10 protein-coding genes are annotated in these 13277 nt (G+C 39.5%); 2 read left to right on the top strand and 8 right to left on the bottom strand.

Annotation, left to right across the window (positions count from 1 at the left end; translation table 11 throughout):
- The 3 genes from PL9631_RS08985 to PL9631_RS08975 form a co-directional block, all read right to left on the bottom strand.
- Positions 1-749 (bottom strand): alpha/beta hydrolase (locus PL9631_RS08985; protein ID WP_083619146.1); only part of this gene is annotated, 749 nt, incomplete at its 3' end.
- Between the two features lie 167 nt (positions 750-916).
- Entirely contained in the window at positions 917-1813 is an 897-nt protein-coding gene (locus tag PL9631_RS08980; protein WP_083619145.1) for a type II secretion system F family protein, read from the bottom strand.
- Between the two features lie 234 nt (positions 1814-2047).
- The gene (locus tag PL9631_RS08975; RefSeq protein ID WP_083619143.1) at positions 2048-3742 is read right to left on the bottom strand and encodes a tetratricopeptide repeat protein; all 1695 of its coding nucleotides are present in this window, start codon (positions 3740-3742) and stop codon (positions 2048-2050) included.
- A 382-nt stretch (positions 3743-4124) separates the two neighbouring features.
- On the opposite strand from PL9631_RS08975, the gene PL9631_RS08970 reads away from it, so the two are divergent.
- Complete coding sequence (locus tag PL9631_RS08970; protein ID WP_156090491.1) at positions 4125-4493, top strand: Mo-dependent nitrogenase C-terminal domain-containing protein; 369 nt, start codon at positions 4125-4127, stop codon at positions 4491-4493.
- Between the two features lie 45 nt (positions 4494-4538).
- Here PL9631_RS08970 and PL9631_RS08965 read toward each other — a convergent pair whose 3' ends face one another.
- The 4 genes from PL9631_RS08965 to cbiD all read right to left on the bottom strand — a co-directional run bounded on the left by PL9631_RS08965 (position 4539) and on the right by cbiD (position 9575).
- Positions 4539-4892 carry a Dethiobiotin synthetase gene (locus PL9631_RS08965; RefSeq protein WP_083619650.1) on the bottom strand — a complete coding sequence of 118 codons (354 nt, stop codon included), beginning with the start codon at positions 4890-4892 and terminating at the stop codon, positions 4539-4541.
- Positions 4893-5045: 153 nt separating this feature from the next.
- Entirely contained in the window at positions 5046-6632 is a 1587-nt protein-coding gene (locus PL9631_RS08960) for an SDR family NAD(P)-dependent oxidoreductase (RefSeq protein WP_083619141.1), read from the bottom strand.
- 103 nt (positions 6633-6735) lie between these two features.
- A complete protein-coding gene (gene guaA / locus PL9631_RS08955) occupies positions 6736-8355 on the bottom strand; it encodes a glutamine-hydrolyzing GMP synthase (protein ID WP_083619139.1) in 1620 nt (539 codons plus the stop codon).
- A 77-nt stretch (positions 8356-8432) separates the two neighbouring features.
- The gene (gene cbiD, locus PL9631_RS08950) at positions 8433-9575 is read right to left on the bottom strand and encodes a cobalt-precorrin-5B (C(1))-methyltransferase CbiD (RefSeq protein WP_083619136.1); all 1143 of its coding nucleotides are present in this window, start codon (positions 9573-9575) and stop codon (positions 8433-8435) included.
- Positions 9576-9677: 102 nt separating this feature from the next.
- On the opposite strand from cbiD, the gene PL9631_RS08945 reads away from it, so the two are divergent.
- Positions 9678-11021 carry an FAD-binding oxidoreductase gene (locus PL9631_RS08945; RefSeq protein WP_083619134.1) on the top strand — a complete coding sequence of 448 codons (1344 nt, stop codon included), beginning with the start codon at positions 9678-9680 and terminating at the stop codon, positions 11019-11021.
- A gap of 270 nt (positions 11022-11291) precedes the next feature.
- On the opposite strand, the gene PL9631_RS08940 is transcribed toward PL9631_RS08945, so the two are convergent.
- Positions 11292-13277: an FHA domain-containing protein gene (locus PL9631_RS08940; protein ID WP_083619133.1), complete on the bottom strand. Its 1986-nt coding sequence runs from the start codon at positions 13275-13277 to the stop codon at positions 11292-11294.

Here is a 13277-nt window from a genome sequence, read left to right as displayed (position 1 = left end):
GGGGGTGGGAGTGGGGGCCGTGGCGTTGGAGGCGGTGCTGGGGGTGCTGCCGGGAAATCTACTTGTTGTAGAGAACACCCGCCTTTGCCAAATTGAGAAGCCTTTTTAAACAGAGAATCGAGATTCCCCGCTAGGCCTTTGACTTTATCTACCGTCTCAGGAATATTACCGACATCAATATACATTCCCGGAACAGGATAGTAACTCACAATATCCAAGAAGGAGAGTTTACCATCTTCACTCAGGGCATTAATTAGAGCCGCCCGAATCGCTTTACCATTGGCAACGCGACGATGGGTTCTAATGGTTGTCCCGATGGTATCGGTTAATTCCTGACCTTCTGGGGAATAGATAATGCAAGCAAAGGGAACTAAATCAAAGCCGACTTCTAGGCTCATCAGACCGCGAAGGGTATCCGGCTCAATTTTAGAAGCCTTAACGATTTGGCTAATCGTTTTGGTCATTTCCCCAGTTTCAGCGAAATTCTTTAATTCACTGACCAAGATCGGAACTTGGAAGGGGCCATAGGTGAGAATCACCCGATCTTCTCCACAGAATACCGTGCGATCCGGGTTAGGAAAGTTGGCAATCGGTGAAGGAGTTTGGGCATAATCCGACGACGGCGGACAGGAGCCGGGGTGGTGAGCTTGGGCTTGGGGAATGGGAACAGCAGCGTTGCTAACTAATGCTCCAGCCAGTATCCCCAAAATCCATTTTGGTTGTAGTCTTTGAGGTTTTGGTCTTTTCATATCAACTGAACTAACAAAAAAATTAGTGCGTTTTGACTTAACAGCTTAAAGGGTGTTGCTTAGTTTCACAAGAGCAAAGTCAAACTTTTTGGTAAAAATTGGGAATCAGACCTGGGAAATCCTTTGGGAGTGGGGGGTGTGGCTAAAAAGAAACTTAATTCCCCAGATCACTTGGGTAACAAAATTAATAGGGATTTCAGAGCTTGTAGTGCTAACAGCAGGACAACTGTACCTGCCATAACAATTGTGGCCGGAACTAAAACACTTTGTAGACGGCGCAGGGTTTGTTCAAGTTCCTCCTCATAGTAATTTGTCAGTTTTTGCAGGGCTAAATCTAATTGTCCGGTCGCTTCCCCCGTCCGTAACATTTGCAGGGCTACCGCAGGTAAACGACCTTCTAGGCTTTGACTGAGGGTTTTTTCGGCGGGAATTTGTCCTAATGCCATGGTAATGCTGGCTTTCATTTCCGATTTAGGAATATGGGCGCGAACTAATTCCAATCCAGCTAACAAGGACATCCCACAAATTAAAGGTAGTTTTAATTCTCCTAAATACAACATCATCCGGGCGGTAGAAATTTTTTTAATAATTGATAAACGGGGCAAAATTTTAGGAATTGCTAATATAATTAGCGCAAAAATTCCTAATATCAAAAACCACCACTGACCTGATAAACCCGATAGATAAAATAGGGTCAGAATCAAAAGGAGAATACTAATGCCAGTGGTAATTGCCGCAAGGGTTACAGACCGATATAGATTTTGATGGCGAGCTTTTCGTTCTTCGATCTCAGAAATTCGATAGCAAATTTCGGGTAACATTCCTTGAGATTCGCCCAAGGAAATTAGACCAATTGTCCAACGATCAAAATATCGGGATGCTAAAGCCAAGGCTGAAGCTAAATCGCCCCCCCTGGATGTTGCTGCTGTCATTTTGTTGAGATAGCGTCCGAGTTGTGGATAACTATCTTTCCCCACCAAAGTTAAGCTCTGTTCTACAGTTAAACCGGAGTTTAACAAGGTTGCTAATTGAAAGAAAAAAAGAGCCTTTTCGCGGGGATTCATTCGGGAACAGGGTATGACTGCATTGGGCAGAGGTTTGACTGAAGGCTCTATTTTGCCAAAAAGGAACCCTAGAATCAAGAGGTATTGACAACGCAACGTAGTAAGCCCTTCAGGGCTATCTTTTCTCAATTGAGTTAAGACAGGCGTGAACGCCTCACTACGAACGTAGTAAGCCCTTCAGGGCTATCTTTTCCCCATTGAGTTAAGACAGGCGTGAACGCCTCACTACGGGAGTTAGTGTGGATTATTTTTTAACTTTAGATTAACTCGATTTCGATGAATAACTGCTTCAGCAGAATTGGGTTGCATTTCCAACGCTACACCATAGGAAGAATTGGCATCTTGATAGCAATTCATCTGTTCAAAAGTCATACCTCGACGAATCCAAACGGCATAATAATCGGGTTTTCTTTGAATAATTTTATCATAAACACTTAAGGCATCCTGATAACGTTGGGCTGATTCTAAGGCGAGTCCCCACTGTAACCAAGTAGAATAGGAATCGGGCCAAATTTTAACAGCTTGATTAAAGGCTTCGGCGGCTTCGGAATGCTTTTGAACCGCTTCTAGGGTTTTCCCTAAATGTACCCAGGCTTCAAAATTATCCGGTTGCACCCTAATCACTTTTTTATAAGCAATAATCGCCTCATCATAACGTTCTAATTTTTCTAAGGCTTCTCCCCGTTGGAGTCCTGCTTTTGTGGCTAATTCCGTATCTTCTGTGGTCATTTGTACCACTTTATCATAGGCAATTAAGGCTTCTTCAAATCGATCTAATTTTTCTAAGGCTTCTCCCCGACAATTCCAAGCATCCATGAAGTCGGGTTGAATTTGCAAGGCATTATCATAGGCGATAATTGCTTCTTGATATTGTCCTAATTCACATAAACATTTTCCTCTACCTAACCAAGCTTCGGGAAAATTAGAGTTTAATTGAGTAGCTTTATCAAAAGATGCGATCGCGGCTTGATATTGTTTTAATTCTAATAAAGTTTGAGCGCGACTAATCCAAATTGCGGCTAAATCGGGATTAATTTGTAAGGCTTGATTTAAGCAGGTTAAGCCTTCTTGATGCTGTTGACTATTTAACAAAGCCATACCTTTATAAAACCAGACTTCATAATCCTGGGGTTGCAGTTGAATTACGGTATCATAGGAGGTAATAGCTTCAGAATATCGGCGGATTTTTTGTAAGGAAATTCCCCGATTAAACCAGGCTTGATAACTTTTGGGTTGCAGTTTAATTGCTTGATCATAAGATGCGATCGCATCGGCATATTTTTGTTGACTTAATAACATTTCACCCCGATTAAACCAGGCTTCATAATTAGCAGGTTGCAGTTGAATTGAACGATCATAAGAAGCCACGGCATCGCTATAACGTTCTTCATTCATTAAAGCATTACCTTGATGATACCAAATCGCGGAAATATTGGGTTTAATTTCAATTGCTCGCTTATAAGAAGCCGATGCTGCTTTATATTGTAATAACGTTTCTAATGCCAACCCCCGTTCATACCAAGATTCAAAATTTTCGGGTTCAATAGTAATAGCTTTATCAAAGGATGCCACCGCTTCTTCAAATCGTTCTAATTTGGCTAAAGCAATGCCTCGAAATGTCCAAGCCCAATAATCTTCGGGTTTAATTTTAATTGCCCGGTCATAGGAAGCTAAAGCATCTTTATATTGTTTTAATTTGCGTAAACTATTACCCCGTCGTAACCAGGCAGAATACCAATTGGGTTTAAAATTAACAGCTTGATCATAACGTTCAAAGGCAAATTCATAGCGCCCTAATTTATAGAATCGATTGCCTTGATTATATTGCGGCCATGCTTTAAAAATGCCTAAAAATCCTAATCCCGAAGCGGGGGGAGTTTGTGGGGGGGTTTCCACAGGAAATAAGGAGGAGGTTAGTTCTTCCGACATGGGATGGTTGACTCCTGACCATTGAGTAATAGTTCAATTTTACTAGGGTTGCAGTCTGACTGTTACAATGTTTCGTTTTTATACACATTTTAATGTTTTTGTCAATCCTCGAAATGCGATATGTTATTTGTATTTATTATAGAAAAAATTTTTGATTTAAATAAAACTTATGAGAAAACTCTGGAAATTTAGGGCATCATGATCACAGAAGGATAAAAACCTTTGCAAAGGACTAGATTCTGGCCAGATATCTTGTTGCTTAGGCTTTAAAACCTTTAATCTTTGTGGTGGACTACAAATTTTCTACGGGAACTTACAACGGTATTTCGTAGACACTACATAGACGGCTGCCCACGTTGGGTTTTAATCCCAAATGAGAACAATGAATAAGGTTAATGCTACCATGTCCTACCTCACTTTCCTGATTCGCGGCATCACATCTGTTGAACCCGCTCCTGTGTCCCAGTCTGGCCCTTTTCCCCCACAACGTCGATTTACACCCCTACGTCCGCTTCGCCATTGGTTAGAAAGTATTAAAATCCAAGACCCCAAATTAGCCCACCGTTTGTGTCAACTAATTCCGGCTCAATGTCCATTTGAACGAGATATTAAAGTATTAGGTCGGGTGATTTTTCATATTCCACCTTTATGTAAACTCAACCCTTTTTATGAAGAATTAGTCTATCTCCGGTTTCAAGCATTGTGTTATTTGGCGGATGAATGTGGAGAAGATATTTCGGCCTATTGTTAGAATAGTTGACGGTTGATTGTTAACAGTTAACCGTCAACTTCTTTTTTATTTTTCAACTAACCATTGACCGGAAAAAATACTTTTAACCGCTAGGGAAATACGCTGTAAATCTTCTTGTAATAACGGTGGCCATTCAACGCCTCGGTTACGACCCGCGGCAAATTGTTGCTGACTTTCCATGACTAACTGATGTAGGGCTAAGACTAAAATTTTCTCAAAACTTGTATTATCTTTTAAGGTATCATAAGCAATTTTTAAGGATAATAAAATAGAGGTGACTTGACCAGGGATAGGGGGTTGGCCCTGTTTCAAACGAATTAAAAACGCATCGGGGTTTTTTTTGGTTTCTAATGCCATGCCTTGGTCAATTAAAAAATTATAGGCTGTTTTGTAATCCATTGCAATTAATTTGTGAAGTTGTCTACAGTCAAATTCTATAGCAATAAAGCCTAATTTTACCACAAAGACACGAAGACACAAAGAAGTTATAAACAATCATTTGCTTATTGATATAATGGGGGATGGGCAATAATATTATACTTGATAAAATGATTATAAAAACAGAATCGGGGATTGGAGATTAGAACTATAATTTCCTTGGATTTTGACGGTAGATTCGGCTAAACGTAAGGTTAAGGATAGGCGAACTTTACCACTAATATTACAGATAGAGCGATGAATTAAATCATCGGTAAAAAAGATAAATTCTCCGGGTTTTAAAATTATGGGTAAGGCGGATTTTTCGATTTCTGTTTTGACTTCAAAAAAAGGATTTCCACTAAAGGGATCATTCATTTTTACAGGGCATAAATTATGATATTTTTTCGGTAAATATTCAAACCCATTTCCGGCATTGACTTCGGTTAAGGCAATATAAACATTAATTGTTTTTCCGGTTTTTGTTAATAATTGAGGATATTGATCTTGATGCCAAAGGGGAATTAATTGTTTTGCTGGATAATTAGCCCATAATTCTGAACGCCAAAGAAAGGGCGATTCTCCTAAATATTCCCTGGCTTTTTCTAGTAAATATTGATTTTGACATAGTTCTAAAATTACGGGTGAATCTAAGTGTCTTTCCATATTAAATTGTCGTTTATATCCTTGAATTAACAGTAATATTAATGATCCAAAATCCCTTTTTTTTATAAATTGATAACTATTAGAAAATACATGAATCGGAGAACGGGGTAAAACTGTAGTAAAGATCTGTTTTTGAATTTCTTGTAGTTGGGTTTGGGTTAAATTTAAAGAATAGGGCCCCCAGATGCCATCCTCTGAATTATAAATAGTTGGGGTTTGGGAAATGGGGTTAGATAATCCTGTCCAGAATAAACTTTTTTGCCATAATTCCTGAGCTAAATGATCATTTTGCGCCAAGTTTGTTAAGGGCATGGGTTGAAAATTCAGATTTAAAAATTGACCATTGATTAATTTATATTCGGGGGTTGTTAAAAATTTAATCAGATTACGACTAACTTTTTGGGGAGAGTTTCCAACCTTTAAAAATTGGCTTAAACGATGGGATAAACTAATATTTGATCGGACAAAACCTGGATGCAAAGCATTAACTCTGACGGAGGTTTGATGTAAGCTATTTTCCAGCAGATATTGCATTAATAGTAATAAACAAACCTTAGAATCAGCATAGAGTTTGAGAAAGTTAAAGGGTGTTTTTTGTATCCATAATTTCCAGCCTAGATTTTTTGACCATAGGGCCATATCGGAGGCGATAAATAAAATTTGACTCGCTGGTGATTCCTGGAGTTTATCTAATAGTAAATAAGTTAGTAAAAAATGTCCTAAATAATTAGTTCCCCAAATTAATTCAAATCCTTCTTGAGTGGTTCCAGATTGATTAAAAATTCCAGCATTATTAATTAATATATTTAAAGGAAGTTGACGTTCTAAGAATAAATTAACACAGGCACGAATTGAATCTAAAGAGGCTAAATCTAAGGGTAAAAATTCAACTTTTCCTTGATTTGTTTGTGTTATAATATAATTAATAGCTTGCTGGGCTTTTCGTTCGGAACGACAGGCAATAAAAACATGATTTCCCTGTTTGGCTAGTTCTAAGGCTGTCATTAAACCGATTCCAGAACTTCCTCCTGTGACTAGACAAATTTGTGGGTGCATATTCTTTTAATTCAACAAAAATAAATAAACAAAAATAAATAAACAAAAATAACGCAGAGACGCGCCGTGGCACGTCTCTACAGGGATTTAGGGCAGGTTTATTCTATTCCCATTCAATGGTTCCAGGAGGTTTAGACGTAATATCATAAACGACCCGATTCACGCCCCGAACTTCATTCACAATCCGATTAGAAATCAATTCTAATAAATCATAGGGAACCCGTGACCAATCGGCGGTCATTCCGTCTTCACTACTAACAAATCGTAGGACAATCGGATAGGCATAGGTACGATGATCTCCCATGACTCCCACACTTCGCACCGGAAGTAATACGGCAAAAGCTTGCCAATAATCGTGATAAACCCCACGTCTATTGATTTCTTCTCGGACAATTAAATCCGCATCTCGCAGGATATTTAACTTTTCGGCGGTGACTTCTCCTAATATCCGAATTGCTAAACCTGGGCCGGGAAAAGGATGACGCCGGACAATTTCTTCAGGTAAACCAATCGAACGTCCGACTTTTCTGACTTCATCTTTAAACAGTTTTCTTAGGGGTTCTACTAATTTAAACCGTAAATCTTTTGGTAATCCCCCCACATTATGATGACTTTTAATTTTAACCGCCACCCGTTCCCCACTTTTCGGGTCAACATTGGTATCTGCGGACTCAATAACATCAGGATATAAGGTACCTTGAGCTAAATAATCAAAGGGCCCTAAACGCACGGATTCTTCTTCAAAAACTCGAATAAATTCTGCACCAATTCGTTTGCGTTTTTCTTCCGGGTCGGTAATTCCTTCGAGTCGTTTTAAAAACCGTTCCCGGGCGTTGACATATTCAACGGGAATGTGAAATTGTTCATGGAATAGTTTAACTAATCGTTCGGGTTCTAGCTTCCGCATAAACCCTTGGTCGATAAACATACAAGTTAACTTATCACCGATGGCACGGTGGAGTAAAAATGCTAAAGTTGAAGAATCAACTCCTCCAGAAAGTGCTAATAAAACCCGTTTATCCCCAACTTGCTTACGAATTTCTCGAATAGATTCTTCTACAAAAGCTTCGGTTGTCCAGGTAGGATGACAGCGACAAATATGGTAAACAAAATTACGAATTAGGGCTTGACCGCCAATAGAATGAACGACTTCGGGATGGAATTGTACTCCATATAATTTTTTCTCATGGTCAGCAATCGTCGCCGAGGAAGTATTCTCGGTATGGGCTAAAATCTCAAATCCTGCGGGTAACTGGGTGCAGGAGTCGCCGTGACTCATCCACATGGTCGCCCCCTGTTCCACGTTGGTCAGCAGGTCTGTGGGGTCATCAATCTGTAGGGAGGCTTTTCCGTATTCGGCTCGTTTAGCCCGTTCTACCGTGCCTCCTAGCTGTTTGACCATGAGTTGCATTCCGTAGCACACCCCTAAAACCGGAATTCCTAACTCCCACAATTTCGGGTCACATTCGGGCGCGCCGTCATCATAGACGGAATTTGGGCCACCGGAAAGGATAATGCCCTTGGGGTCGAGTTCCTTGAGTTTTTCGGCCGTTGTCCGGTAGGAAATGACTTCGGAATAAACCTCGGTTTCCCGAATGCGGCGGGCGATTAACTCGGAATATTGGGAACCGAAATCGAGAATCACGATCATTTGTCGGTTCAATTTTTCTACTGAAATATCAGTATTTTCGGTTTGAGTTGGGGTTTGAGTCTGGGGAGACATATTGAGTTTAATGGGTTTTAATTGTAAGGGTTAACCAAGTATAAACTTGATGCTTGTATCCAGTTACCATAACAAATTTACTCTAAAATTATATCAGCATTTTCACTTTTAATGATAATTTTACGCTGGCGGTCGAACAGGACTGAACCCACCTTGACGTTTTTTTCGCATTGGGTGTAAATATAGGTCTGGGATCGTTGATCAATTGTCTTTGCCATTTCTCCATAGACCCGATTGACCCAATTTTCTCCTTTGATTGCGTCTAATTCTCGCAAATATTGTAAAGCATCCTCGGCTGTTGAACAATTAAAAATTCTTTGTAGATCGAAGGTCGGTAATCCTAAGTTAGCACAATGGGCGGTTAATATTTCTAATCGTCCATCGGCAATATGATGGTGGGTATGGAAAATTCCTCCGGCTAATTTGATTAATTTGCCATGATAACCAAATAATAGGATTGACTTAACTTCTGCTAGGGCGGCACAGACTAACATAGGCCCTAACCAATTGGCGGTTTTAATCATTTTTTCGGGAGAAATCCCCATTCTTGCTGCTAATTCTAGTCCATTTTCGCCAATACAAAATACCAAAGAATCAAATTTTTTTGCTTTTTCTTGGAGTTGAATTTTATATTGTTCTAATTGTTCGGGAACGGTTAAGGGTTGAGAAATACCTGTGGTTCCCAGTAGAGATAATCCTTCAACGATGCCAAAGGCAGCATTAGAAGTGCGGGTTGCTAGTTGTTTTCCTTTGGGTAAAATAAAGGTAATTAAAATAGATTGATTGGGGGGTAATATTTTCTCAATATTGGCTAATAATAGGGTTTTTGCATAACGATAGATCGCTGTTTTTCCAGTCTTTTGATCATAGCCAATTCCTTCTCCTCCTTTAATAAAAATAGCTTCGGAAAGTTGATCCCCGTGACCCGCAAGTTCCATCGGTGAACTATCCAACCATTCCACCATCGCCCAAATCGGAGTATTTCGGGTTAAATCTAAATTATCCCCCGGATCGGAACGGGTAATAGATAAAGCCGAATTATCGGTTAAAATCGCTATTTGTTCAATCGGAATATTAACGGTTTCTGTCGGTTCAATTAAATCAATAGATACCTGTTCAATGGACTGATTTCTACTGTTTAAATATTCCAAAGCCGCCACCGCCGCCGCGCAAGCAAAAACGGGTAGAGTATATCCAGAACGAGGTTGATTTGTGGTCATATTTAAGCCGTTAACCTAATATTTTAAGATTTTAGACTATTTTGAGTAACTGTTACCACTAATCCGTTATCCTAGAATTTGAACAAATTACTCTGAAAAATTATGACAACTGATATTAACTGGGATAACTTCTGTGCTGAACTCTCAGGAATTGAAATGATTACGGATAAAACTCAAGTCAAAAAACTATCCCAAGACTATTATCATTTTAGCCCAATTTTGCAACCGTTACTCCAGGATAAAACCGGAGATATTGTGGTACGTCCGGCAACGGAAGCCGAAATTTTACAAGTGGCTAAAATTTGTGTAAAATATAAAATTCCTCTAACAGTTCGGGGAGCGGGAACGGGCAATTATGGACAATGTATTCCCTTGGAAGGCGGGGTAATTTTAGATATTTCTAAATTGAATAATATTAAATGGATAAAACCGGGTTTAGCTTGCATGGAACCTGGGGTAAAAATGGCAACATTTGATAAACAAGCGAGGGAAATGGGCTGGGAATTACGCATGGTTCCTTCTACCTATCGGACAGCAACTATTGGGGGATTTATTGAGGGGGGAAGTGGGGGAATTGGTTCGATTAATTATGGACAATTACGCGATCGCGGCAACTTACAAGCAGCACGAGTAGTAACCCTAGAAGAAGAACCAAAAATCATTGAATTAAGAGGAGATGACGTACAAAAAGTCAATCATGCCTATGGGACAAATGGGATTATTACCGAGTTAGAAATACCCCTAGCTCCCGCCTATCCTTGGACAGAAATAATTGTCACCTTTAATGATTTTATGACCTCGGCTCGATTTGGTCAAGATTTAGCTTTATCCGATGGAATTATTAAAAAATTAATCTGCGTTTGTGCCTCTCCTATTCCGTCCTATTTTGCAGCATTTAAAGATATAATTCTAGGGGGAAAACACGCAGCATTATTAATAGTATCTGAAACCAGTTTAGAACCCTTTCAAGAATTAGTAAAGGAGTATCAGGGAGAAATTTGTTATCAAAAGTCATCCCAAGAAGCCGGGAAAGGAACAACAATCATAGAATATAGTTGGAACCATACTACCTTACACGCTCGCAGTATTGATCCCTCTATTACCTATTTACAAACCCTCTTACCTGCGGATCAAAAATTAGAACTATTGGAACATCTCTATAATCATTTTGGGGATGAAGTGATGCAGCATTTAGAGTTTTTAAGACTACATGGAGAAATGCACCCCGCTTCTTTACAGTTAGTGCGATTTACCACAGAAGAAAGGTTAAATGAAATTATTCGTTATCATGAAGAACGGGGGGCGGTTATTTTTAATCCCCATACCTATATTTTAGAAGATGGCGGGATGAAAATGGTTAATTTAGAACAATTACAATTTAAACAAAAAGTTGATCCCTATGGGTTATTAAATCCCGGGAAAATGAGAGCTTGGTTAGAACAATAAAAACATCTTTAACTATAGCAATCCTATTTGAGTTGTGTTCAAAATTCATGATCAAAAGGGAACAGGGAACAGGGAACACTTCGACAAGCTCAGTGCAAAGCAGGGAACAGGGAATAGGGATAATACTTCTGGCTGTTTCATATCAGTATTGAAATGTTACAACCTATTTATGATTGCTGTAGCAACTCCTAAAAATCGGGTTTCTGTATAAACTTTGATTTTTAGTAAATAACGGTAAATAGAAACCCCGTTTCTCTGTACTTAGGATTTTTAATTTGGAGGTTGATTATTTACCCATTTAAACCATTGTAAAAGCGATCGCCATCCCTTTAATTTTCCTACCCCGGGCGCCGAAATAGCAGCCAAACTTTCCAGGGAAATTAACGCCGCATATTGTAATCCCAAAAAGCTATCGACGGCCGCATAGGGGCCGCCCAAAGTAATTGCACCCGAGGCATAAATCCGACCCCCTAAAACATCATTTTTCACCGGATAATTACGCAGTTCCACCAGTTCAAAATCATTCGCCACACTCAATCTTCCTAACGCATTTAATGGCAAATTGTAATGAACTACTAAATCCTTTAATAAGGGATTTGTATTAACTTTAGCCTCTAATCCAGTCGCATCAATAATAAAATCCGCCTCTAACTGAAGGTGAGCATTTAACCCATGTTCTCGAATGGTCGTTAAAGTGCGACCTGTAGGGCTAGGTTCCACCCGTTCAACGGTTCCAAAAGTAATCCGATACCACCCTTGTCGCAGTCCTTGATTAACAATATTTCGCCAGTCGGTTCGGTTAGCGGTGGTAGTTCCTCCCCACTGTTCTAAGAGTTGTAATCGTTCTTGGGGATTAGCTACTTCTAATTGTTGGCGTAAGTCACCACCCCAACAGGATTTAGGCCAGTTAAAAGGTTGAAATTCAAAATGATTTTCAATAGTTCTTTTAGCTTTTTGAAATTGATTTCCTTGGGCTTTAGGCGATCGCATTAAATGTAAAATTTCAATCTGAGAATTTTTCGCCCTCGCTTCATAAAGACGCTGTAAAATTCGAGAAGCCACAATTCCCCGACCCCGGATAATAACTGTTCCCCCCGATTGTTCTAAATGATCATAAATATGTTGATGATATTCATAGGCATTGACAACGGATTTAAAATCTTGGGTTTGTTCTCGATAAGTCTGTAAATCTGGAAGAAATTGAATCGCCGGATAACCCGTTGCTAAATGAACATATTGGGCAATAACAAAAGCATGATCTCGACGATTTTCTGTCGAACGAGAATAGGCAATCACATAACGTCCATCGGTGGTCTTTCTAATATTTTTTACCCGTCCATAGCGATAAATTTTTGACCAGCCAATCCGATTAGCTTCTCGATCAATTGCTTGAAAAACATCACCGGAACGGGGGGTATAGGTTTGGGAAAAAGTCGGTTCACTAAATACTTGCCAAAGCAAATTTAAAGCGGTGAAAAATTTACCTTTACGCCATTCTGTATAGGATTCTCGTAGGGCATAACTCGGCCAGCCCCAAAGATTATCGGGACAGGAATCGGAGTTAGACCGCAACCGTTCATAGGTAGGAATTTGAGAATTTAAACACAATCTTTGATAACGGGTATAGGGTTGATCTTCCATCCCTAACGCCATAATTTGATTAGATTTAACACCGGAGATTCTCAGGCAATCAACCCAAATAAAACTCCCTAATCCTGCCCCAATAGTTAGATAATCTATTTGCTCAATTGGTAATCCTGTGGCTTGTAATTGAGTTAAAGAAACTTGATCAGGATCAAGAAAAAATTGGGGGGGAAAACTCTCCTGATAGGGTGGGGAAATGGTTGGTAAAGAAATACCTGAATCGGGTAAATCCGTTTGAGGACTAAAGGAAATTTGAGATGATTTTTGATTAGGAACTGTAAAAGTACGGGTAATAAAAGAAATCGTAATATTATATTCACCAATTTGTAAAGTATCTCCCTCTTGAATAGAACAACGATTTTGCATGATTCCATTGACTAAAATACCATTGTGACTTCCGGTATCTGTCACCATCAAGTTTCCTTGTTCCCGGGTAATTAACCCATGAAAACGGGAGACTTTTTCCCCCGTTAAAACAATCCGAGAAACCTTTTCTCCATTCACCGTAGAAGGCATTCGTTCAAAAACCCTTCCTAATGCAATGGGTAGGGTTAGAACTGGGGTTCGCCATTCTCCTGTTTCTAAGTTTTGCCAACTCAGTCGAATTTGCAT

Source organism: Planktothrix paucivesiculata PCC 9631 (assembly GCF_900009265.2).
Lineage (GTDB): Bacteria > Cyanobacteriota > Cyanobacteriia > Cyanobacteriales > Microcoleaceae > Planktothrix > Planktothrix paucivesiculata.
The sequence above is the reverse complement of the archived record's forward strand: the minus strand, read 5'-3'. Positions and strand labels throughout refer to the sequence as shown.

What these genes read in the sequence shown, in the direction of transcription:
- PL9631_RS08980 (WP_083619145.1), bottom strand. Translation starts at nt 1,813, where the DNA reads ATGAATCCCCGCGAAAAGGCTCTTTTTTTCTTTCAATTAGCAACCTTG.
- PL9631_RS08975 (WP_083619143.1), bottom strand. Translation starts at nt 3,742, where the DNA reads ATGTCGGAAGAACTAACCTCCTCCTTATTTCCTGTGGAAACCCCCCCA.
- PL9631_RS08970 (WP_156090491.1), top strand. Translation starts at nt 4,125, where the DNA reads ATGAATAAGGTTAATGCTACCATGTCCTACCTCACTTTCCTGATTCGC.
- PL9631_RS08965 (WP_083619650.1), bottom strand. Translation starts at nt 4,892, where the DNA reads ATGGATTACAAAACAGCCTATAATTTTTTAATTGACCAAGGCATGGCA.
- PL9631_RS08960 (WP_083619141.1), bottom strand. Translation starts at nt 6,632, where the DNA reads ATGCACCCACAAATTTGTCTAGTCACAGGAGGAAGTTCTGGAATCGGT.
- guaA (WP_083619139.1), bottom strand. Translation starts at nt 8,355, where the DNA reads ATGTCTCCCCAGACTCAAACCCCAACTCAAACCGAAAATACTGATATT.
- cbiD (WP_083619136.1), bottom strand. Translation starts at nt 9,575, where the DNA reads ATGACCACAAATCAACCTCGTTCTGGATATACTCTACCCGTTTTTGCT.
- PL9631_RS08945 (WP_083619134.1), top strand. Translation starts at nt 9,678, where the DNA reads ATGACAACTGATATTAACTGGGATAACTTCTGTGCTGAACTCTCAGGA.
- PL9631_RS08940 (WP_083619133.1), bottom strand. Translation starts at nt 13,277, where the DNA reads ATGCAAATTCGACTGAGTTGGCAAAACTTAGAAACAGGAGAATGGCGA.